Annotated in this window: 30 protein-coding genes; 2 read left to right on the top strand and 28 right to left on the bottom strand. The window is 67.1% G+C overall.

All coding sequences use genetic code 11. From position 1 onward, the window contains the following. Position 1 precedes the first annotated feature (1 nt). Together BP38_RS0117240 and BP38_RS0117235 are read right to left on the bottom strand one after the other, a co-directional pair. Positions 2-349 carry a hypothetical protein gene (locus BP38_RS0117240; RefSeq protein ID WP_026988751.1) on the bottom strand — a complete coding sequence of 116 codons (348 nt, stop codon included), beginning with the start codon at positions 347-349 and terminating at the stop codon, positions 2-4. Between the two features lie 72 nt (positions 350-421). Then, on the bottom strand, positions 422-715 hold the full coding sequence (locus BP38_RS0117235; protein ID WP_026988750.1) for a hypothetical protein: 294 nt from the start codon (positions 713-715) through the stop codon (positions 422-424). A 138-nt stretch (positions 716-853) separates the two neighbouring features. On the opposite strand from BP38_RS0117235, the gene BP38_RS0117230 reads away from it, so the two are divergent. Further along, entirely contained in the window at positions 854-1,132 is a 279-nt protein-coding gene (locus BP38_RS0117230; RefSeq protein WP_026988749.1) for an SH3 domain-containing protein, read from the top strand. Between the two features lie 16 nt (positions 1,133-1,148). Here BP38_RS0117230 and BP38_RS21325 read toward each other — a convergent pair whose 3' ends face one another. Genes BP38_RS21325 through BP38_RS0117180 form a run of 10 tightly spaced genes read right to left on the bottom strand, consistent with a single transcriptional unit; the run spans position 1,149 to position 9,870 of the window. Continuing rightward, entirely contained in the window at positions 1,149-1,547 is a 399-nt protein-coding gene (locus tag BP38_RS21325; protein ID WP_051609507.1) for an HI_1402-related protein, read from the bottom strand. Beyond that, complete coding sequence (locus BP38_RS0117220; protein ID WP_155992490.1) at positions 1,544-1,900, bottom strand: hypothetical protein; 357 nt, start codon at positions 1,898-1,900, stop codon at positions 1,544-1,546. The genes BP38_RS21325 and BP38_RS0117220 overlap by 4 nt, the downstream gene beginning before the upstream one ends. Next, entirely contained in the window at positions 1,900-3,183 is a 1,284-nt protein-coding gene (locus BP38_RS21975) for a hypothetical protein (RefSeq protein ID WP_051609506.1), read from the bottom strand. Before BP38_RS21975 ends, BP38_RS0117220 begins: the two co-directional genes overlap by 1 nt. Further along, positions 3,180-3,770, bottom strand: coding sequence for a YmfQ family protein (locus tag BP38_RS0117210; RefSeq protein WP_035725776.1), 591 nt, complete (start codon positions 3,768-3,770; stop codon positions 3,180-3,182). The genes BP38_RS21975 and BP38_RS0117210 overlap by 4 nt, the downstream gene beginning before the upstream one ends. Beyond that, entirely contained in the window at positions 3,770-4,831 is a 1,062-nt protein-coding gene (locus BP38_RS0117205) for a baseplate J/gp47 family protein (RefSeq protein ID WP_026988746.1), read from the bottom strand. The genes BP38_RS0117210 and BP38_RS0117205 overlap by 1 nt, the downstream gene beginning before the upstream one ends. Beyond that, entirely contained in the window at positions 4,824-5,276 is a 453-nt protein-coding gene (locus tag BP38_RS0117200; protein ID WP_211250386.1) for a phage GP46 family protein, read from the bottom strand. Before BP38_RS0117200 ends, BP38_RS0117205 begins: the two co-directional genes overlap by 8 nt. A 3-nt stretch (positions 5,277-5,279) precedes the next feature. Next, positions 5,280-5,858 (bottom strand): phage baseplate assembly protein V, encoded by a 579-nt coding sequence (locus tag BP38_RS21970; protein WP_081816762.1) that lies wholly within the window; start codon positions 5,856-5,858, stop codon positions 5,280-5,282. Then, positions 5,855-6,937, bottom strand: a complete 1,083-nt coding sequence (locus tag BP38_RS21310; RefSeq protein WP_051609504.1) for a phage baseplate assembly protein — start codon at positions 6,935-6,937, stop codon at positions 5,855-5,857. The genes BP38_RS21970 and BP38_RS21310 overlap by 4 nt, the downstream gene beginning before the upstream one ends. 3 nt (positions 6,938-6,940) lie before the next feature. Next, positions 6,941-8,119, bottom strand: a complete 1,179-nt coding sequence (locus tag BP38_RS0117185; RefSeq protein ID WP_026988744.1) for a DNA circularization protein — start codon at positions 8,117-8,119, stop codon at positions 6,941-6,943. Further along, positions 8,116-9,870, bottom strand: a complete 1,755-nt coding sequence (locus tag BP38_RS0117180; RefSeq protein ID WP_026988743.1) for a phage tail tape measure protein — start codon at positions 9,868-9,870, stop codon at positions 8,116-8,118. The genes BP38_RS0117185 and BP38_RS0117180 overlap by 4 nt, the downstream gene beginning before the upstream one ends. On the opposite strand from BP38_RS0117180, the gene BP38_RS0117175 reads away from it, so the two are divergent. Further along, entirely contained in the window at positions 9,869-10,048 is a 180-nt protein-coding gene (locus BP38_RS0117175) for a hypothetical protein (RefSeq protein WP_026988742.1), read from the top strand. The genes BP38_RS0117180 and BP38_RS0117175 overlap by 2 nt on opposite strands. Here the strand turns inward: BP38_RS0117175 and BP38_RS21305 are convergent. From BP38_RS21305 to BP38_RS22855, 16 genes are all read right to left on the bottom strand, one after another. Continuing rightward, positions 10,018-10,323 (bottom strand): phage tail assembly protein, encoded by a 306-nt coding sequence (locus BP38_RS21305; protein WP_051609503.1) that lies wholly within the window; start codon positions 10,321-10,323, stop codon positions 10,018-10,020. The genes BP38_RS0117175 and BP38_RS21305 overlap by 31 nt on opposite strands. A 1-nt stretch (position 10,324) precedes the next feature. Further along, positions 10,325-10,684, bottom strand: a complete 360-nt coding sequence (locus tag BP38_RS0117165) for a phage tail tube protein (protein ID WP_026988741.1) — start codon at positions 10,682-10,684, stop codon at positions 10,325-10,327. Between the two features lie 38 nt (positions 10,685-10,722). Further along, the gene (locus BP38_RS0117160; protein ID WP_026988740.1) at positions 10,723-12,222 is read right to left on the bottom strand and encodes a phage tail sheath subtilisin-like domain-containing protein; all 1,500 of its coding nucleotides are present in this window, start codon (positions 12,220-12,222) and stop codon (positions 10,723-10,725) included. 3 nt (positions 12,223-12,225) lie between these two features. Beyond that, a complete protein-coding gene (locus BP38_RS0117155) occupies positions 12,226-12,402 on the bottom strand; it encodes a DUF2635 domain-containing protein (protein ID WP_245602440.1) in 177 nt (58 codons plus the stop codon). Positions 12,403-12,413: 11 nt separating this feature from the next. Further along, entirely contained in the window at positions 12,414-12,998 is a 585-nt protein-coding gene (locus BP38_RS0117150; RefSeq protein WP_026988738.1) for a hypothetical protein, read from the bottom strand. Further along, complete coding sequence (locus BP38_RS0117145; RefSeq protein WP_026988737.1) at positions 12,991-13,326, bottom strand: head-tail joining protein; 336 nt, start codon at positions 13,324-13,326, stop codon at positions 12,991-12,993. Before BP38_RS0117145 ends, BP38_RS0117150 begins: the two co-directional genes overlap by 8 nt. A gap of 6 nt (positions 13,327-13,332) precedes the next feature. Then, complete coding sequence (locus BP38_RS0117140) at positions 13,333-13,710, bottom strand: hypothetical protein (protein ID WP_026988736.1); 378 nt, start codon at positions 13,708-13,710, stop codon at positions 13,333-13,335. A 76-nt stretch (positions 13,711-13,786) separates the two neighbouring features. Continuing rightward, complete coding sequence (locus BP38_RS0117135; protein ID WP_026988735.1) at positions 13,787-14,818, bottom strand: major capsid protein; 1,032 nt, start codon at positions 14,816-14,818, stop codon at positions 13,787-13,789. A 63-nt stretch (positions 14,819-14,881) separates the two neighbouring features. Continuing rightward, positions 14,882-15,250, bottom strand: a complete 369-nt coding sequence (locus BP38_RS0117130) for a head decoration protein (RefSeq protein WP_026988734.1) — start codon at positions 15,248-15,250, stop codon at positions 14,882-14,884. Between the two features lie 66 nt (positions 15,251-15,316). Next, positions 15,317-15,817, bottom strand: a complete 501-nt coding sequence (locus BP38_RS21965) for a hypothetical protein (protein ID WP_026988733.1) — start codon at positions 15,815-15,817, stop codon at positions 15,317-15,319. 52 nt (positions 15,818-15,869) lie between these two features. After that, positions 15,870-16,826: a S49 family peptidase gene (locus BP38_RS0117120; RefSeq protein ID WP_026988732.1), complete on the bottom strand. Its 957-nt coding sequence runs from the start codon at positions 16,824-16,826 to the stop codon at positions 15,870-15,872. Between the two features lie 3 nt (positions 16,827-16,829). Then, positions 16,830-17,414: a phage portal protein gene (locus BP38_RS23240; protein ID WP_051609502.1), complete on the bottom strand. Its 585-nt coding sequence runs from the start codon at positions 17,412-17,414 to the stop codon at positions 16,830-16,832. After that, positions 17,375-18,457: a phage portal protein gene (locus tag BP38_RS23235; protein WP_051609501.1), complete on the bottom strand. Its 1,083-nt coding sequence runs from the start codon at positions 18,455-18,457 to the stop codon at positions 17,375-17,377. The genes BP38_RS23240 and BP38_RS23235 overlap by 40 nt, the downstream gene beginning before the upstream one ends. Next, positions 18,457-18,660, bottom strand: a complete 204-nt coding sequence (gpW, locus tag BP38_RS0117110; protein ID WP_026988731.1) for a gpW family head-tail joining protein — start codon at positions 18,658-18,660, stop codon at positions 18,457-18,459. Before gpW ends, BP38_RS23235 begins: the two co-directional genes overlap by 1 nt. A 4-nt stretch (positions 18,661-18,664) precedes the next feature. Beyond that, a complete protein-coding gene (locus BP38_RS0117105) occupies positions 18,665-20,647 on the bottom strand; it encodes a phage terminase large subunit family protein (protein WP_026988730.1) in 1,983 nt (660 codons plus the stop codon). Further along, positions 20,628-20,995, bottom strand: a 368-nt coding sequence (locus BP38_RS22855) for a hypothetical protein (protein WP_035725770.1), incomplete at its 5' end; no start/stop codon positions are given. The genes BP38_RS0117105 and BP38_RS22855, both read right to left, overlap by 20 nt.

Genomic DNA, 20,995 nt, shown 5'->3' with positions numbered 1-20,995 from the left:
TTTAGCGGTTGCCGGCACCGTCCGAGGCCAGGCGCCGGTCGCGGTCGCGTTCCTGTTCGTAGTGCCAGATCTGCTCGATCCGCCGGTCCATCTTGTCGAGCTGCTTTGACAGCCCCTCGATGCCCTCACGGACGCTGTCTTTGGTGGCGAAGCGCTGCTCCGCGACCTCGCGATTCTTGTTGATCTTGGCGTAGATCGCGTCGGTCTGCTCGTGGGCCCGCTCGCGCAGGTCGTCGATGCGCCGGTTCTGATTGTGCAGGATCCGCAGCAAGGCGATTCCCAAACCGGCCATGGACACACAGACTGCGACGGCAGAGAGCAAAAGCCCCCAGAACTGATAGGTCTCCATCCAGCCCCCTAGCTGCAGACACAAAGAAAGCCGCCCCCCGGCGGCCTGGAAACGCGAGCGTCCCCTGTCGGTTCAAACGAAGCCCACGACAATCAGGGCGATCAGCAGGTAGTGCACCACGCTGCGGTAATACTTCTGCGCCCGCTGCGGATCCTGCCTGGCCCATTCCGTCGGAATATTCTCGATGGAATGGAAAAGGTCCGCCCAGGCCCTTGGCCGCCAAAAGCTGCAGAGGTTTCGCCACAACCGGCGCCAGTGCGGGCGCATGGCCGGTGCCCACCAGCCGAAACCATGCTCGAAACGCCGACGGTCCGGCTCGGGCAGACGCCCCAAGGCCATGAGAAACAGCCACCAGATCAAGTGCATGCGATCGCCTCCGCTTTCAGATTGTTCAGGTGAAGGTCAGCCCAATGCCTTGCAGGCACGATTTATAGTGGTCATCGTCCTGGCGCTTGATGCAGGGTTGAATGTCCCATTGACCCTGCGTGTGAAGGGAGCAAGCCCATGCGCATCCTGACTGTACTGCTCGTCTGTCTGTTCGCCGCTTCGGCTTCGGCCGCGCCCGGCGATTTCCACTATGTCGACACCCTTCAGGCCGAAGTGCGTGAAGGGCCCAGCGCCGACGCTGAGGTTAAGTTCGTGATCGCCATCGGACGCAAGCTGGTGGAGTTCCAGCGCAAAGGCGATTACATGCAGGTCGGCATCGACAAGGCCGGCGGGCGAGATGGCTGGATCCGGATCGACCAGATCGGTCCCACTGACCCGGATGGACTAACGTATTAGGCGCCGGTCAATTTGATCAGCTTCCTCCTGATTCCGGCCAGGTGATGCCCTCGATCTCGGCGACCGTCGTGGCCGCATCCACCTGATCCTCCAGGGCCTGCTGCGTGCCGATGGCCTCCGCCGCCGCGGTCTCGAAAGCATTGGCCTTGGCGATGATCTTGTCCGCCATCTCCTGCCGGCTCAGGCCGCGCTTGGTCGCCAGCTCGTCCAGCAGCGGCGTGTCCGCATTGCTGTCGTCGATGAAGGCCCGCGCCTGCCGCTCCTGGCGTTCCCAGGTCTGCATCTCGGTGGCGCTGTAGGGCGCCTTCAGGCCGGCGCAGGCGCGGTCACAGGCCGCCCGGATCTGCGCCAGCTTCATGGTCCTGACCTGCTCGAAACGCCTCTGCTCATAGTCTGCGGTGCTGACTTTCTTCATTCCGCCGGCTCCTCTTCCGTACCTTCGGGATCTTCGGGCGGCTCCGGCTCCGGCGGAATGCCGCTCAGCGTTATGCTCTCGTCGTCAGCCAGATTGATCGGGACGGGATAGCGATCGGACTCCTCCGCCTGGGGCTTGTGCGGCGCCCTTACCGTGAGCGTGATCTCGCCGTTCTCGCGGCGCCCGGCCAGCAGGTTGCCGCTCGGCTCCAGCGGTTCGCCCTCCACATCCGGCTCCAGGATCGCCCAGTCTCCGGACAGGTCAATCGCCTCGCCGTCGATTAGGAAAGTGTCTCCGTCGCGCGCATAGGTAACTTCCCTGTCCGCGCGTTGAGGCAAAAATATCAGGTGCATCAGAACCACCTCCCGCTCGCGATCAGGCCGCATTGGATCGTATCGCCTGAGGCGAAGTTATCTGTATTGGTGTATTGGATGACACGGCAATCCGTGTCAGTGACGTTCAACACACGTGTGTGTGTAAGATCTCGCAGAGCTGGCGTAACCGACCCGCCGTCACCTGTTGAAGCGATTGGGCGCGCAGTATCGCCCGCGAAGACCGCCGGATAAGTCCAGTCCTCGTATAATCTCCAGTTATCACCCTGATAGATTAAAGTAATTTCGCCATAGCAGAACTGAGTACCATCAGCGAATCTGACGTATCGTCCATTGGCGTTGTCGCCTTCTTCGATCACGGCGCCCGTTGGCAGGCCGTTTTGTTGCGAAACTCCACCGACGATATTTTTTTCAGTAAAGGCTTCTACTGGAGGAAGCCACTGCTTCAAAGCGATATCGTATCCTCTAAAGAAAAACCTATTTGTCGAACGATTATTATATAATTGCCATTGTTCTCCTTCATTCTCACCATTTGTGTAACCGCGGACTAAGATAAATGAGCCGACCGATGAATATGGTCCAGTGTCTCCACCGCCAGATCTATAAAAGCCACTTCGCACACCTCGCCAGTCTGCAGGAGTGCTGGCCAATGATTCTGTATCATCAACGCCAATCCCAAGACCTTTAATCATATTTACCGCGGCGATCTCTGAGCTGACCCTTTCACCAAGTGGGTCGCTCAGATTGAGAGATCCCGTTAGTTGAGATGATCTAAGATAATCGCTGAGATCCATCACCTTCCGCCAGCCACTCGTGCCGTCGGAGTTCAGGATGACGGTCTGTCCCGAAGCGACGGTCAGGCTGGTGCCGCCGGCGACGGCATCACCGGCCCCGCTGTCGGGTTCGATCGAGACACTGTTGCCGCTGTCGTCGGTGCGCAGGATCGTGTAGCGCAGGCCGGCTAAAGTATCGGCCGGGGGAAGCGTCAGCGTCACGTTGCCGCCGCTCGCGTCCACCAGGACCAGGCCGGCATGGCCAAGGCCCAGAGTGGTGTTGGACGACAGCGCCGTCGCCTGGGTGCCGGCGAGGCGGAGGATGGCAGCCGTCAACTGCTCATAGACCTCACCATCCAGCGAGATCCCGGCTCTCTCCACAGGCCGGCAGACCTCTTCCTGAATGCTGTCGAAGAACGAAGCGGAGAGACTCGTCGCCGGCGTTCCCGCCAGGGGATCCCCGTTGCGGAAACCGTTCTTGCCGGACCCGAACTTATCCGGCTCGACATTGGCTGTGTCGATGCGTTTCATTCACTCACTCCATAGGCAAAGAGAACATTGGTGTGGGCCGGCTTCAGCCGCCGGACGATGCATTCCAGAACCTCGTTGCCCCAGACACGCAGCGCCTCGTCACAACCGGACGTCGCTGTAAAGTCATGGATATTTTCCGATTGCTGCAGGTTCAGGCGCCAGGCATGGCGCCAGGGGTCGGGGTCCAGACTGTCGTCGCAATCCGACTGGCAGTTGAAGGGCCGGAACTCGGTGATGGTTGCATCCGGGTAGCCCAGAGTCTCCGCCAGCTCGATGAAGAAGGCCCGGCTCTGCCCGGCCTGTTCGGTTAGCTGTTGGACCAGACGTTCGCGTCGAGCGACCAGGCCCTCCGCCGGGCCTGTGCAATCGTCGGGCAGGCCGGCGTTTCGTTCCCATGCTGGCAGCATCTCCAGCGTGGCGCGCGGATCGGCCTCGTCCATCAAGTCCGCCGTGCGCGCATGGACAGTCGCCAGTCCCTCGGCGATGGCCTCCAGCAGGGGATCCTCCGCCGGCCAGGCCGGGCCCGGCGGGCGCAGCTGCAGCAGCTGCCGGTAATAATCGTCGCGGTCCAGATCCTGCAGCGGCATCACGGGCTCTCCCAGGTGATGGTGCCGAAGATCGAGATATGCTGCTCATCCACCGAGATATCCGCGGCGGGGTTGATCAGGTCGTGCCGACGTTCTCCGGCGGCCAGGCTGATGGCCTCGCGCAGGCGCGAGAGATAGAGCGTGCCACCGGGCTCGGCCTCCCGGAAGATGAAGTCGCGCACCGCCTCCTCGATCGCGGCGCGCACCTCCGGCGTATCGGGGTTGACCTGGATGGTCAGTTCGACCTCCTCCGGCTGCGGGGCATAGACGGTTAGGTCGCCGGTGACCGGGCGCAGCAGGTCCAGGGCCGACTGCACCGCGTCCACATCGGCCGGCGTCGGGATGATGTCCTCGCGCTCGTCCATGACGAAGGTCACGCCGACGGTGCCCACGCCCAGCTGCAGCGGATAGCACCAGGCGCGCGTGACGCCCGGCTGTTCCAGGGCCCAGGCCACATAGTCATGTTTCGCGCCGCCGGCCGGCGGCCGACGGATGCGGTCGTGCAGGCGCCCGCGCAGGTCGCTGTCGCTCTCGACATCGGCGCCGCCGGTCAGCTCGATCACAGTGGCGGTGGCGCCCACACCCGGGATCGAAGAGACCAGGGACAGCACCGCGCCCTCCGGCAAATTGCCGTCCGGTCCGGCCTCCTCGGCCTCGATCGCCACCTCGGTCTCGCTGCCCGTGGCCGTGGCGGACTCGGTGGTGACGAAGTCGAAGTCGCTGCCCTCGCGCTGCAGTACCGTGCCCTCCAGGATCTCCGCCCCGGCATTGGTGGAGAAGGATGCGCGCCCCTCCGCTCGGGTCGCGCCCTTGCGCGCCACGCCCCACCAGGAAGCATGGCGGTCCAGGATCTCCGCCTCGGCCGTGTCGGGCAGCATCTGGCGCGCCAGCCAGTCCAGGTAGCCATAGAGACCATGCAGACCACCGGCCTGGACGCGGGCCTGCACCTCCAGGTCCGAGCGGCGCAGGGTCTCGTCCTGCCCGCTGCGGGCCAGGATGTCGGCGCGCACCTGCTCGATCAGGTCCGTCAGGCCGGGCCGGTCAAAGCCTGTCTCAGGCATTCAGCATCTCCTGCCAGAAGTTGTCGAAGCGCAGCTCCACCGGCTGCCGGTCGCCTTCGCGGCGCCAGATCCGGACCAGCAGGTCCAGGCGGTCCAGCCCGCGACGGTCCACCTGCACCGAGATGCGGGCTGCCACGCCGTCCTCGCGCATCCAGGCCAGCGCCTCCTCGGCGTACTCCTGTGCGCGGTTGATGGTCTCCTGCGTCAGCTTCTCGCGCGTCAACAGCCACAGGCGGCTGCCGATGCGATCGCCGTTCACCGTGGCGTAGGTGTCGCCCCACCAGCCGTGCCGCCGGTCGTCGGGCAGGCGGTCGTCCGGCCGGGCACGGCGCCAGGTGAACAGCGAGATCAGGACGGCGCGGGTCAGCGCATCGTCGGAACGCATGTCCAGGGACAGGCGCTGTCCGGCCACCTCCAGGGTCGCGGAGTCGGTTGCATACGCCATGGCCTATCCCTCGTGCTCGGGCGGCGAGATCGGATTGCTGCTGCCGCTCACCACGTTGCCGTCTTTCCAGGTGTCGACGCGCCAGGCGGCGCCGTCGTGCACCCAGTCCTCGCCATAGCCGTTCACGTCGAAATGCAGCTTCGTGGCGGCATGGATCTCCACCACGTCGCCTTCCAGGCGCGCCAGATTGTCCGCCTTCACGGTTACGTCCATGGGCGAATAGATCCGGATCCCCTCGCGGGTCAGGTGCACCACCTGGTCCAGATCGTCGTACATGGCGACCTCGCCCGCCTTCAGGTTGCGCAGGCGATAGCGGCGGTCCGCCACGGTGATGACCAGGCCATGGCTGCGGTCGCCCCCGAAGAAGCCGCCCAGCGCCTCGGCCCCAGAGTGCGGATGCGCCGTGAAGCCGTAGGGTTCGAAGTGCTCCAGGTCGCCCTTGACCTCGTCGGCATAGAGCTTGATCTGCAGGCCCTGCATCTTCAGGCCGGCGTTCACCGCGGTCACCACTCCGCGCGACAGGACCAGTCGTATTGCCCGGCGGATCGGCGAGAGCAGGTGTTTCATCTGCCGGTTGCTCATGGTTCTTCCCAACCGAGTCCCCAGGGCGACGAGGACTCACTGCTCGCCACTTGCTTGGCCGGTGGCATTTCGAAAGTCTCCTGCGGGGCCAGGCTCAGGCGCGTCGTGGTGCCGGCGCTGTCCAGGCGATAGGTCACCTCGGCGATCAGCATCTCGCGATCGAGGCCCAGGACGGGGCAGGTCAGGCGCGTGCGCTCATTCACCTGCCACAGCCGTCCGTCGGACTGCCGCCAGCCCTGGACGCGCACCCGTGCCCGCTGTGTCTCGCCCGCTGCCTTCGCCGCCGTCCAGCGCGCCCGCTCGCGCGCCGTGCCGGTGTCCACCTGTCCATCGGCCGTGATCACGGTGACCCGCCGGCGCGGCACGGCGGGATCCTCCGCCACAGCGCGCACGCCGCTGATCGTCTCTCCATAATCCAGGTCGCTGCCCGCCTGCTGGCCCAGAACGCGGTATTCGCTGAAGCGGTCCACCATGTCGAAATCAGCCGAGGCCGAGAGGACGTTTCGGCCCAGCTCGAGCGCATCGGCCGCCCGGCCTTCCCCGGCGCGGGTCAGTACCAGGACGCCCTCGGCATCGTCGGTGGACAGCAGGCCGCGCAGCTCCAGCATACGGGCAATGGACTCGAAGACCGTCTCTCCCGGCTCTACCTGGTGGTCACGTATTGCCGCCCCAGTCGCCACATCGGCGCGCACCTCCACGTCATAGGGCCGCGCCAGGGCGCGCGCTACCTGCTCCACACGCCGGTTGCGGAACTGCCCGCCGTTTTCCACCGGTGCGCAATCCACCAGGTCGGCGGTCTTCGAGCGGCCGCGCAGGCTGACCCGGATCTGCCCGGCGTCATAGCTGATCGGCGTGGCGTCGACATGGCCGGTCACCACCGGGTCAGCCCCGATGAAGACCCGCGCCGTCGCCCCCGGGCGCACCCGCCCGGCCTGCGCCGCGGCCCCCGGCCAGCTCTCGGTGATGGCCAGGGTGAAGGAGCGCGCCTGCCGTTCGATGCTGGCGGAGATCTCCACCTCCAGCCAGCCGGCATGGTCGCGGCCGTCCACCTGGACCCGCACCTGATTTTCTTCGTCCATACCTCAGCGCTCCAGCACGGCCAGCTCTTCGGCCGGCAGGTATCCGGGATGGCGGATCCGGTTGCGGGTCACGATCTCACTTTCCCGGCCGGCGTCCTCGAACAGGTCATAGGCCAGCACCAGGGCCGGCATGGGCGCATTCGGCCGCACGGTCCGCAGCTGCGGGACCGAGGCCGCCCGGCGCGTGATGTCGCGCACCGTCGTGGTGCGCAGCTCGGTCAGCGCGCGGAAGGTCCGGTCGCTCACTTCCGGCCGCTGCGCCTCGGTGTCCAGGCCGCCGCCGATTCGCTCACGCGCCGACAGCGCGTCGTCCAGAACCTCCCACTCCATGTCCGCCGTGGCCCGCGCGGCCTCAGCCAGAGCGGCGCGGCGAGTCAGCCCCGAGAAAGCGCGGGCGTTGTCCGCCTGGGCCCGCCGGGCCGGCGTGTCGAAATAGGTCGGACCCCCGCTGCCCGAGAAGCGGCCCAGATCCAGCAGCGGCTCCAGCCGGTCCCCGCTGTCCATCAGGCCGGCGGCATCCCCCACCAACCCCTGGACCGCCCGGCCCAGGTCCATGGGCGCCGACAGGGCGCCGGTCGCCGAGGAGACGAAGGACGACAGCAGGCCGGTGAGTTCCAGCGGCGCCGCCATGAAGCCGTCGGAGATGAAAGACGACAGCTCGTCCGCCAGGCCGGTGGCCGCATCGCGCACATAGTCGGGCCAGGCCGTCACGTCGAAGGTGGCGGCGAAGTCCGCCAGTGCCGCCTGGTCCAGCAGGTCGGCCGAGCTGCGCGTCTGCACGCGGCTGTTCACCTGCCCCTCGGGATAACGCAGGGCGCCCGCCTCCACGAAGGACATGGTGATGCGGCAATAGCCGCCTTCGCGCCGGTCGTGCGAGATCCGCGTGCCGTCGCCCAGGCAGACCACCTGCAGCTCGCCATAGAAGGGATGGACGAGCGTGCCGGGGCCCGCCTGGTCCAGCGCTTCGATCAGTGCCTGCAGCTCCTGGTCATAGTCCGGCCCCAGCAGATAGGCCGAGATGCGGAAGCGGCGCGTCTGCCGCCCCAAATCCTCGGTGTAGGGCTCGTCCCGCTGCGGGTACTCGTGCACCTGTGCCCGCCGGCCTGCCGGCCGGTCGTCCGCGTCCAGATGAAAGCCGACGCCCCGGAAGCTGCCGGGGCGCAAACGCTCGCGCCAGCTCATGGGGCTGCTCCGCTCGCCAGTGGATGGTTTCCGGTATCGGCCTTCACGTCCATGTCTTCATCCGAGGTGGACTCCACGCGCATGCCGTCCGGCGCATTGTGGAAGCGCACGTCCAGCTGGCCGCCCCAGCGCCGCTGCGCCTCGCGCAGGATCGAGCCCTGCTGGTAGCCCTGCGCGCCGGGCGCCTGCCGCGCCTGCGCGGCCTCGTCCTCGTCGTCTTCCCAGAACTTCAGGCTAGATCCGAAGTTCGCCAGCCCCGTGCCGATCCGGCCAGGCAGGTCCGCCGCGTCCTTCATGCTGTTCACGATCGGCTCGATCAGATTCCAGGCGTCCTCGAAGAGGCCCTCGATCGTGCCGAGAATATTATCGAAGCTGTTCTTCAGCCCGTCCCAGGCCGTCTTGATGGGCTCCAGCAGGCCGAACTTGTCCAGGATCGGACTGATCTCGCCCCAGGCCCAGCTGACGATTCCCTCGATGGCTTCCCAAGTGCTCTTGAAAACACCGTCCATGCCGCGCATGACCTCCTTCACGCCCTCGGCCGAGCGTGCAAAATCGCCGGTCAGCAGGCCGATGATCCATTCAAAGGTACCGCTGAAGATATTCTCCAGGTTGCCCAGGCGCTTTTCGAACCAATCCCCGATGCCGCCCCAGTTCTGATAGATGGCCGTGACAGCCAAGGCGATCCCGGCCACCGCAAGACCTATGGGATTGGCAAGCAGCACGGCGCCAAGCTTGACGATCGCCGCACCGACCGAGACCAGGGCCGCGATCAGCGGGCCGTTCAGCACGGCGATCAGGCCGACCAGGGCGTTGTCCCAGCCGCCGATCAAGTCCACGGCCGCACCCACGCGATCGGCGAAGGTCTGCAGCCCCTCCAGCACGGCCGTCCAGTCCACCTCCTGCAGCCAGGTGGCCAGCCGCTCCACGAAGGTCTCCACCTTGGTGGCGATCAGGTCGCGGTTCGCCTGGATCCAGTCCGTCAGTTGCTCGATCAGCGGCATCAGGACCGGCACGAGCGATGTCCCGATGGCGATGCGCAAGCCCTCTGTGCTCTGCATCAGGCTGGTCATGGAGCGGCCATAAGCCCGCAGGCCCTCACCCATCTCGTCATCGATCACGCGACCGGACTCCACGGCGGCCTGTTGGAAGGCCTCCATCTCCGACTGGCTGGCCGACAGCATCTCGGTGAAGCGCTCGCCGGCCTGGCCGCCGAACAGCTCGTCCACGACGCGCGCCTGCGCGGCCACGTTGTCCATGTCGCGGATGTTGTCGATGATCAGCTCGAACAGCTTGTCGGTGTCGCCGCCGGTCTTGCGCAGGTCCTCGATCGACAGGCCCAGGCGTTCGAAGGCTTCGGCCCCCGGCCCGCCGGCCGTCATCACGAACTCGTCCGCACGCATGGCCAGCTCGCGCATGCCGTCCGCCAGGTCGCCAGGATCGATGCCGAACTGCCGGCCCACCTGCTGCCACTGGGACAGCCACTCCGTGGAGACCTTCAAGCGCTCTGCCGCCTGCTCGGCCTGGACGCCCAGGTCCGACACCCCGGACATGAAGCGGTGCATGCCGAAGACGGCCCCGCCGCCGGCCGCACCGATCAGACCCAGCTGGGTGCCCAGGCGTCCGGCTGCGGAGGCCAGGTTGCCGAAGGCCCGGCGCGGCCCGCGCATGGCATTGGTCATCCGGCGCATGGGCCCGCTAATGCGGTCGACCATCGAGACGATGGCCTGCACGCTGAAGCGACGATCGGACATGGCTGCCTCAGTGAGGGTTCGACGGATTGATTTCCTGGCCTATCCGGCGGGCCTGGGCTTCCCAGAGCCGCAGCTGCGACAGGCGGACCTGCCCCAGCTCGGCCGGGCCCCAGCGCCAGAAATAGGCCAGGTCGAACAGGCGGTCGATCAGGCCGACCCCATGGTCTGGTTCTGCTGAAGGGACTCCGGCGGCATGAAAAAACCCATGATCACCATCAGGCACTCGTTGTAATCGGCGGTGCTCAGCTGCTTGACGGTGCTGGGCGGGACGTCCGCCAGGCGCGCGATATATTTCGAGATCGCCTTGGCCTCGGGCTGCGCCTCGCCGTCGCCGAATTTCATGGGATAGCCGCAGACCGTGATGTCCTCGCCCGTCGGCTCGCGCAGGACCAGGGTCTCGATTTCCTTGCCGTGGGCCTGAACGGCCTGTCTCAGTCTGACTGTCTGATCCATGTCAGATCTCCTCGCATTCAAGGCCCTCGAAGCGCAGCGTCATGCTGCCCTCGCCGGCGTTCAGGTCGCGGGCCGACGCGGCCCAGGCGTTGCGCAGGACGTACGTCTTACCGTTCGCCAGCTCGGCCGTGATGGTCACGTCGGTCATCTCGCGGATCCGCTTCAGCGAGAGGTCCGCGTGGTCGGAGATCTCGCCCTCGATATAGGGCACCCGCTGGTTTTCGGTGTAGCCGTGGACGCCGTCCAGGCCGGCCACACCTTCCCGTTCGTAGGGATCGGGGCTCACCGTGAAGCTGCCCCGCAGGTTGAAGGACTCGCCATCCGCCTTGAAATAGCAGGTCCCGGCGATGCGCTTGCTCATGGGTCTTTACTCCTCGAAAGATCGGGAGGCGCGGGGCCTCACTCAGGATACTGCAGGCGGAACTGGGCCAGCAGGGCGAAGACCCGCAGCTGGTTCACCAGGTCCGGCGGATAGAGCACGTCCACGCGGTTCGGATCCGTGGCGTTGCGCTCGACCACCAGGGCCTCCTGGAAGGCCTCGCGGTTCTCGACGATCGCCAGCTCCTCCATCGCGGCGTACTGCGCGACCAGCTCCGCCTTGATGATCCGCGGCGTTACGATCGCCTGGCCGGCCCCGAAGCGCGTGCCGTCGTTGGCCAGCTTGTGGCGGCCGAACTTCTGGGTCACCGCCTGGCGCATGCGCCGGATGATGTAGGCCAGCTGGAACAGTGTCTGGACGTCCAGGTAGCTGGGGTCCGGCTCGCCGTATTCGTTCTGCTGGTACGTCGTGATGGAGCGCTCGATGCGCACCGTGCCGTCCTCGCTCGCCGCCCAGGTGGCGATGCCGTCGAACAGCAGCGTCTGCCGCTCGCTGATCGTGAAACGCTTCTCCGAGCGGGGCGCCAGGACGCCCTGCAGCGGCAGGGTCTGCAACGGCCGCGCCGGATCCGTCCGCAGGCTGACCGCCGCCTGGCCAGTCCAGGCTGCCGCCCATTCCCAGGGCGGTGTCGGGCTGCCGTCATAGCCGACCACCGTCACATGCGGGTCGTTGCGGCCGGTGCCAAAGGTGTTCAGCTCTGACAGCGTGCCCTGCATAGCGCTGAAGACATGGCCATAGATCTGCTTCGACCAGGACCAGCGGCCCGTCACGTCGCCCCATTCCTCCTTCACGGCATCCAGGTTCGCCGTGTCGGTATAGGGCATGGCGACGAAGTCGTACTCCTCGTCCCCCAGCTGGGCCAGGGCGTCGGCGATCTCGGGATCTCCCGAGCCGTCGGCCATGGCCGTGACGGTGATCTCCAGGCCGTCCGGCGTGCGCTCGCCGCCGGCATTGCCCAGGAAGTTCAGGCGCAGGTCGATCTCGTTGCCCAGGTCGCCGCCGTGGCGCGCCGTCAGGTTGACCTTCGAAGCCGTGGTGCCGTCCACCTCCGCCGTCACCGGCAGGGCCGTGATGGCGTTGACGTCCTCGACGATGGCGGCGGCCACGTCTTCGGCATCGTCGTCGACGCTGACCGCCGTGCGGATCCGCTCGCCGGCGATGTAGAGGTTCACCTGCCCGGCCGTGGTGGCCGTGCCGGAGATCTCCAGGCTGCCGCTCGCCGCGGCAGCCGCGTCGGCATCCGTCAGCGGCAGGCACCAGACTTCGCCGAAGTCGTCGTTGCGGCGATAGGCCTGCATCATGCGATGCAGCATGGAGCCATTGCCGAACAGGCCGCGGGCCTGGTCGGCCGTGCTGACCAGCACTGGGACCTCGGCCTCGGCATCGCCGGCCTCGAGCATCTGCCCGATCAGCAGCGCGCACTGCTGGATCTGGAAGTAGCTGGCCTGGCTGTTGTCCACCTCCGCATAGAATAGCGGCACGCGGACGTTCGCGGGGATACGCTCGAAAGACACCGCCATGGCTTAGTCCTCCTTCTTGCTGGCGCCCGCCTGGCGGCGCTTGGGCTTCTGGGCCTGCTCCAGCTCGCCCGCCTGCAGGCGGCGCAGCCAGTAGCTGGATCGCGGCACGTCCCGGCCTTTCGCCGGCACAGGCTTCATCGTCTCGGGGTCGCGCACCAGCGCCCCGGCTCGAGGCTTCACGTACATGGTCCTCACTCCTCTTGCGGGATGTCGAAGTCGCCTCCGACTTCAATGCGGCCGTCGGGGCCGGGATACTGTCGGTTCGGGTCGGCGGCCGGATCGATCACGTCCACCTCGAAGCGCAGGCTCTTCAGCGTGTCTTCGACCTTCGGCTCGAAGTCGATCTCACGCCACGCCTCGATCACCAGGGTGGCCACCGCCTTGCGCTGCGATCCCTCGCCGTCGGTCTCGTTCGTCGTCTCCACCAGATCGATATGACTGGCCAGGTTGACCCAGTCGGGATCGCTCATCAGGGCGCCCTCGATCGTCAGTGCCTTCTCGTCCAGCCGTGTAGCCAGGTCGTCCCCGCCTCCGGCCGTATCGTGGAGCTCGATCTGCAGGCGCTGCCGTTCCCGGAAGGACGGCATGTGCACTTCCTGGCTGACGTTCTCGTACCGCGTCGACGGCGTGTGGATCAGGATATAGGGCAGCTGCTCCGAAGCCCGCGGTGTCACCGGGGAGTCGAAAACCTTCGCGGCCAGGTCCGGCAGCGCCGCCTTGATCAGCGGCAGCGCCTCATGCCGCAGGGCCGTGCGCCAGGGCAGATCCTCAGACATTGCCGTTCCCCACCTGCATCAGGCGCAGCCGCACCGCCGGCTCGGATTGCCGTTCCGGCGGATCGCAGACCTCGAAGACCCGGCTGTCGGACAGCCGAACCAGGTCGCCCTGCTGGGGATCCACGCCCGGCAGGTCCTCCAGGCGCAGGTCCAGCGAAGGCTGGGTGTCGCCCATGGGCACCTGGCCCAGCTGGATCAGCTCGTGCGGCTCGTTGAAGATGCCGCGCGTCTCGATCCAGTCGGCGGCGTCCAGCGGCCGGTACTCCACGTCCTGCGCGAAGATCCCGGCCACCGGCCGCACCGTCAGGCTGTCCCAGTCCAGGGCCATGATGGATCAGTCCTTGAACAGACCGGGGTTCTGCTCCTGGAAGCGCGCCCAGCCCGCGTCCCGCTCTTCGGCGGATACGCTGTAGCCCAGCATCTGCGCCAGGGCCGAAGTCGAGGGCACGCCGGCGGCGGTCATCTGCTCCTGGTCCGACCGGTCCATCTTGCCGATGGCCTCGGAGATCGCGGCCGTCAGGGCCTCGCCCTCGGGCTTCGCCGGCTTGGGCGCGGCATTGCCGGCGGGCCAGTTCGCGCGGCCGGCCTTCACCAGGCGATGGGCCTCCGCTTCCTTCACCGAGGCTTCCTTGCCGGCCACCAAGCGCGATCCGCCGCGCTCGATCTTCAGGGTGATCGTCGGCACGATCGTCAGCTTCTTGTCCTTGCTCATGTCTCTTCTCCGAAAATACGAAGGCCCCGGTCACCCGGGGCCTTTCGTCGTTGGATGGTCAGGCGTCAGCCTGCGATCAGGCCGGCTCGCGCACGCGGATGCAGGCCGCAGCGTTGGGCCGCGACGGGATCACCAGCGGTGCCGACTGGGTCATGACGAACTCGGTCGGCGGATCGTCGTTGATCCAGTTCTTCGGCCACCAGCGGGCCGGCACATACCCGGCACGGGGGTCCTTGATCCCGCCGAAGGCCTGGACACCTTCGATCAGGCGGCTGGCCGGGATAACCGTGTGTTCCGGAAGGAAGGGCACCTGGTTCCCGTCGTCGTCCTCGTACTTGGCCGTATAGACCCAGTAATCGGTGGTGCCGGTGCTGCCTTTCCACTGGACATTGATCCGGCTGTCCGGCGCCAGCTCGAAGCTGGCCGAGGTGCCGCGGCGATTGTCCAGGGTGTCCCGGAAGTCCTCGTCCGCGCGCAGCAGCTGCCAGGCCTTGGTGTCCATCACCACGTCGGTCACCGGGGCCGAGGACTTGTCGCCGACCAGTTCGAACCACTCTTCCAGGTCCTCGGTCGGCTTCACGCCGGCCTCGCCCCACTGGGCACCCCCGGTCAGCTGGATGGACAGCTCGGAATCGCGCCCGAAGTCCACCTCCACGGTTTCGTAGTCTTCGCCTGAGACCGTCACCTTGCCATTGACCATGGCCTGGACGGCCATCCATTCCAGGCGCAGGTCGATGCCGATTGTGTGATCGCGCAGGATGTCGGCGATCACCGCATCGCGTCGCTGCGCCGGGGTCATCTCGCCCATGTAGCGCTCGCCGGCTCGGCGTTTGAAGGGGCGGTTGGGATCGACGGCATCCTTGGGCTTCAGGTAGGCCGGCTTGAAAGACCGGGTGGTGGTCCCACGACCGCGCATCGGGCGGCCCTGGACCATCGGGCTGACAAAAGGGGCCAGCTTCTGGGCCGTCTTCACCAGGTCGAAGTCGATCATCTCGGTGTCGAAGGTCTGTTCCTGGGCAAAGAAGGTCTCCAGGATAAAGGTCGACGGTCCGTAAAGGTCCTCGACCACGCGCAGCAGCGTGCGCGTATCGTACAGGGTCACATCCATGATACTTGCTCCTCGGTCTGCCGGCACGCTGCCGGGCAATGGGTTGAAACTGGCAGCTCAGGCTCAGCGCTGATCCGGCTTGCGCAGGAAGATCGGGCTGCCCAGAAGGGCCTGGGCAACGGATTCGGCATCGTGGCCGGTGCCGTAGACCAGCTTGTCCGGATCGAAGCTGCCGGACATGTAGACGGCGGCCTCGACGGCCCCGCCCGATGCGTCCACCGCATAGGCCAGGATCGCCTTCGGCGTCTCGGAACCGTCGCTGGCGCCCGATGCCGACAGCTTGAAGGTACCGTCAGCGGTCACCTGGCCCAGCACGCTGCGCGCCTCGAGCTCTTCGCCCGAAGCAATGGTCACCGGCTGGGTGTGGATGGGAAAATCGCCGGAGACGAAGTGCCCCGGCTGGTACTCGAACTCAGCGGAATCCGCAGGCATGGCTCTATCCTTTCAATATCTTGAGGCTGAAAAGCGCCTTCGCCCCCTGTGAAGCGGCCCTGTTCGTCAGCCGCGCTGTTTTGACGGCACCTGGCCGCCCATCTTCTGGTAGTTGCCCAGGATCGAGGCGGCCGGATTGCTCTTGTCCGCCCCAGGCTTGCCGCCCGGCCCCAGGTCCGGCTGCGCGGCCTGCTGCATGCGGGTGTCGAAGCCGCTGCCAGAGTCCTTTGACATCCCGGCCAGCGCCGATTTCGCGGCCTTGGGCTCCATGTCCGTGTCCAGGGCAAAGGCCATGGCGGCCGACATGCGGCCCTTGGCCTCCTTCGAGCGCAGGATCGAGGCGATCCGCTTACGCTCACGGCCGCGCTCGGACATCTCCTTGTCCTCGTCCTCCGCGGACTCCTCCTCGGCCTCTTCATCTTCGGCTTCGGCGCCCTCCGCCTCGGTCTCCTCGGCCTCTTCGGCTTCGGTGTCCTCGGCGTTCTCGGCCTCGGTCTCTTCCTCTTCGACGGACTCCGCCGTCTCCTCCTCAGCCTTGCGGCTGAGCAGTCCAAATCGCTTACCCATGGCTTTCTCCTTTGGAATGTCCGCCGTCCAACGGCGGGGTGAGGGCCGGCTGTCAGGCCGCCGGCGCTGCAGACAGCTCCTTCAGGCGCTGTGCGAAGGCGTCATAGACGGCTTCGGGCGCGCCGATACCATCGGCAAGGCCGATCTCCAGGGCATCACGGCCCGTGTAGGTTCCGGCCTCTGTCCCATAGACCGTGTCATCCGGCAGGCCACGCCAGTCCGCCACTCGTCGCACGAAGAGATCGCGCACCTGGTCCAGCTCGCGCTGTTCGCGCGCCTGGACGTCGTCGCTCAGCGCCTCGAAGGGGTTGAAATCCGCCTTCCGATCACCGCTGCGCAGGACCGTCACCTTGATCCCCGCGTCGTCCAGGGCGCCGGTGAAGTCCACGTGCAACAGGATCGCGCCGATCGAGCCCACGCCGGCCGTCTCGCTGGCCAGCCAGACCTCGTCGGCAGCGGCCGCGATGGCGTATGCGGCCGAATAGGCCATTTCGTCGGCCAGTGCGATCACCGGTTTCACGTCGCCGGCCTCACGAACGCGGTCCGCGAACTGGAAACAACCGGCCACTTCGCCGCCTGCGGAGTGGCAATCCAGCAGGATCCCCCGGACGCGGCTGTCCTCGAGCGCGGCGGTCAGCTGGGCGCCCAGGCCGTCGTAGCCCAGTTCGCCGCTTGAGGCCCGGACATGGCCGGACTTGTGCACCAGGGTGCCCTTGACCTCGATCACCGCGATTCCGTTCAGCGGATCCAGCAGATAGCCGTTCCCGCCACAGGCTTCGCGCATTGCGCTCTCCTGCAGCGGGCCCAGGTTCGGTGCCCCGAAACGGGACGCCGGCGGCGGACTGGCCCAGAAGCTCTGGTCGGCAGGTGGAGCATCACTGCGGATCTCCACCTGCTGGCCCAAGCCCAGCCGTGGGGCTAGGACGCGGGCCACCACCTCGGCCTTGCGGGGCTCCGCCAGGACCGGCGTGCCAAACAGGCGCGCGGCCAGAAAAGGATGTGACGTCATGCGTTAGCTCCCGTTGCCGTCGCTGCTCTCGCCGCCGACCTGGACGCTGTTGCCCTCGCTGTCGGTCTCGCGATAGGCCGTCTCGCCATCGTCCATGGGACCCAGATCCAGTTCTTCCATCTGGCGCCGCTCGGCCGCCAGCTGCTCCAGGGTCTCTTCCCAGTCCAGGCCCTGCTCGGCATTCTCGCGGGCCAGCGTGGACACGCGGTTGACGCGCCGGGTTCCGGCGGCAACAGCTTCCTTGACGGGGTCCACCCAGCCGCGGCCGGGCCCGATCCAGTCGCCCTGCAGGTAGGCCGCCGGGGCTTCCCAGAACTCCGGGGCGCCTGGCGGCGGCTCGATGTAGCCGCGATCGAAGGTCTCCTCGAGGAAGCAGAGAAGCATGGGCGATGCCAGGCCTTGCGCGAAGAACTGGCGCTCCGCCGTGATGGTGCGCCAGGCCTCCAGCATGGCAGCCCGCTCGCTGCTGTAGTTTGTCTGGCTGTAGTCACGGCTGATCGTGCTGGGATTCAGCCCCGACGCGGCGCTGAGATTGCGCAGGCTGGCGTTCACGAAGTCCGCTGCCTCCCGGTTCGGCCGGGACGCCATGGGCATTTTGATCCCGTCGCCGCTTGGCAGGACGGGATCCGCATCCCATTCAGCTTCACCGGCGCCTCTTCGTAAAAGTCCATGCGCCGTTCGTTGTGGTTCTCCCACTCGTTCTGCCCGCTCAGCAGGTCCGCTGCCGCTTCCGGCGGCAGGCTGGTCTCGATGTAGGCCGCCAGCACCGCATTGGCGACAGCCGCCTGTAGCTCGGCAGACTCGTACTTCTGGTTCATCTTCATGCGCCGGACGACAGGGGCCAGCGGGCTGATCCCGCGGGTCTCCTCCGCCTCGGTCGGCAGGAAGTAGTGGATCACCTGGGGCCGGCCCCAGGCCGTCTCGCGCGGCACGCGCTCCCAGGCATAGAACTCGCTGGCCATCATGTGCCAGTCGCCGGGGTGCGCCTTGCGGAAGTGGTAGGCGACCGCCGCGCCATCGTCGTCCAGCTCGACCCCGCCGCGCAGATAGGCCGTGTCCGGCGCGTGGTTCGGGTTCGACAGCCGCTCCGGATGCACCAGGCGGAAGTTCGTGGTCCAGCCCCAGCCCGGCCGCGGCTTGTACCCCGGCACCATCAGGGTCTCGCCATCAATGATGCGATGCCGGAAGCCCTGGTAGAACAGGCCGGTCACCGTCGTCCGGCGCGAGGCATCGGCGTAGCAGCGCGGGTCGTTGGCGAACTGGCGCCACTGCGCCTCGATCTCCTTGCCCAGCTGCCGCGCAGCCTCGAAGCTGATTCCCAGTGCCCGATAGTCGGGCCGGCTGTTCAGGCGGAACTGCGAGCCGATGGCGGCGTTCACGAAGCTGGTCACCGTGCCGCTGGCCCAGCCGTCGTTGCGCACCAGGTCGTGCAGCCGCGCCGCGATGCGCTCGCGCTCGGGCAGGTAGGCCGAGTCCGCCGACATCGTCGGCGGATCCCAGGTCATCAGCTCCTGGCTGAAGGGATCGCCGGCGTCATAGGCTGCCATGCCCCGGGCCTTGGACTTGGCGTCCGGCAGGGCATAGGGATGGCCCGTCTTGTCCAGGATCGAGGATTTCTGAGCGGCCGCCATCAAAAGACCACCCTCAAGGCACGGCGGGGCTTCTGCCCCAGCTCGGCCTTCAACTGCGCGATATAGGCCTCCAGGTCCCGGCGGGTCGCCTGTGTATAGGTCACCTGCCGCCCCGTCGCATCCCGGGCCGACGCCACGGACGCCCCGGTCAGCAGGCGATGCAACGCCTCTTCCGCTTCCGCCAGCCGCTCGGCTTTCGTCATGATCTCAGCTTCCCTGGTTGTACCGTTTCAGACGGGCGGCCAGCTTGCCGCCAGCCTTCGGCTTCTCGGTCTTCGTGGTCGCCTGCTCTTCGGCCGGCGGACGGTGCACGGCCTGCAGCAGGTCCAGCTGCGCGTTGGCCGCGGCGGCGGCCTGGGCGCCGGCGCGGGCCGCCATGTCCTGCCACTGCTGCGTGGTCCATTGCTCCATGCCCAAGTGATAGGCGGCCGCCCGGGCATAGACCGCGCAGTCCAGCACCTCGTTGCGTGTCTGCGGCAGGAGCCGCCAGGCATAGTCCACCCGGCCGTCCTTGCGCTCGATGCGCACCAGCTGCTCCGAGACGATCTGCTGGAACAGGTCGTCCGGTGCGCCGGTCGGCAGGAAGGCAAAGCCCGGTGGGAAGTTCCCGTCCGGCCGCGGTCCCTCCATCTCCAGGGCGGAGTAGATCTCGCTCTTCATTCGCCAGGTGCCCACCAGGCGGTTGGCACCGGCCCGCCGCGACGGCTTGCCCCGCGGCGTGTAGTGAATCGTCTTCGGGTTCGACAGGGCCCAGTCCGTCCGGGTCGTGGTGCTGGCACCCTTCACCGCGATCGCACCCTGCTTGCTGCGGCACCAGTCGTGCACCATCGCCGGCCGGAAGCCGCTGTCTACCGCTGTCACCGCCAGGTTTAGATTGCGCCCGTCCCGGGTCTCCTTGGCCTCGGCCCACCAGGCTGTCAGCTCGGCCCAAACATCCGGGGCCGAGGTGTCGCCCGAGAAGACCTTGTGTTCGACCAGCGCGCTCGTCCGCCCGACGCCCCAGCCCCACAACGAGACCTCCAGGCGATCGGCCTGGACGTCCACGCCGGCGGTGGTGAACAGTACCCAGGCCGGGATCTCTCCGACCGCATGGCTGTCGATTTCCTGGGCGCGGCGCTGCAAGTCCTGCCAGGCGGGGGCCTCGCCCTCGCCTTCGTAGACCTGGCCGCACCAGAGGTTCAGGAAGGCCTTCCGCTTCTGCGGGTTCTCCCGGCTCGCAACCTCCTGGGCCCAGAACTGGTCCAGGGTGACCAGGCGGCTCATCAGCGCATCGACGTGATAGGAGCGATGCCGCTCCACCCACGGCCGCTGCGCGACCCAGCGGCCCTGCCCAACCATCAGCCAGCGATCCGCTTCCGTGATCACGCAGCCGTTGGCCTCGCAGACCAGGAACGCATTGAACGGCGCCCGCTCGGCGCCGCGCACCTGCTCGGGCTTCAGCACCTGGTCCCCGCCGCAATGCGGACAGGGGCAGACCCACTGCCGCCCGTCGCCTTCATCGTAGGCCGCGTCGATGCGGCTCAGCCGCGACAGCGTCGGCGTCGAGATCTCCAGACGCTTCCAGCGACCGTCGCGGCCGAAGGATATCTGGCGGGCCGCCAGCATCTCCATCGGGTCGCCCTGGTTGTCCACGTCGGCCGGATACTCATCGACCTCGTCCGCCATGACATAGCGCACCGTGGCCGAGCGCAGCGCCGCCGCCGAACTGGCAATGCCCAGGGTGATGCCGCCACCCGGGAAGCGCTTGTGCGCCGAGGTCGAGCCTTCGCCCGACCGGCTGGCGATCGGCGAGATCTTCGCCTTCACTGCCGGCGAGGAATCGATCAGGCGCTGCAGCTTCTCGCGATTGAAGCGCTGATGCGCGTCCTGTGTCGGCTGCACCACCAGGGCATCGGCCGGCGCCACCGTGGCGATGTATCCCAGCCAGGCCAGACCCACCAAGGTCAGGCCGGTCTGCGCGCTCTTGCGCACCGTCACCCGGTTGCAGGGCTCGTGCAGCGCCAGGCTGTCCAGGATCTCGGCGGCATAGGGCGCCTCGTCCCGGGACCACCGTTCTCCGGCAAAAGGCCCGTCCGGCACGACCACGTTCTCGGAGGCCCAGCTGCTCGGCTGGATCACCGGATCTGGCATCAGGCCAACCGCCAGGGCGCCCGCCACTATGGCGAGGGTACTACGCCGCAGCTTGGTCATCGGCATCCTCCTCGCCTTCGTCGTCCTCGGCCTGGACGCTGTCGTCCACGCCGGCCAGGGATTCGGCCAGGGCCTGCTGCAGCTCCGTCGCGCGTTCGCGCAGGAAGTCGCGCAGCTCTGTCTGGTCGTGTCCGGTCAGCTGCGCCAAGGGCACGGCCCACCGCTCCATCTCGCGACCGAGCCTGTCGCGCAGGCGCCGGCCGCAGGTCGTCATCGCTGCCTCGACCTCGGCCCGGGGGCGCAGGCGGTCCTGCTTCTCCTCGAGCTCCAGCTGCAACAGCTGCCGGCGCACGCGCTCGGTCTGTGTCTTCTCGTCGCGATAGCCAGGGCCGGCGGCAGCGGGCGCCG

Source organism: Fodinicurvata fenggangensis DSM 21160, from assembly GCF_000686045.1.
Classification (GTDB): Bacteria; Pseudomonadota; Alphaproteobacteria; order Kiloniellales; family DSM-21159; genus Fodinicurvata; species Fodinicurvata fenggangensis.
The sequence above is the reverse complement of the archived record's forward strand: the minus strand, read 5'-3'. Positions and strand labels throughout refer to the sequence as shown.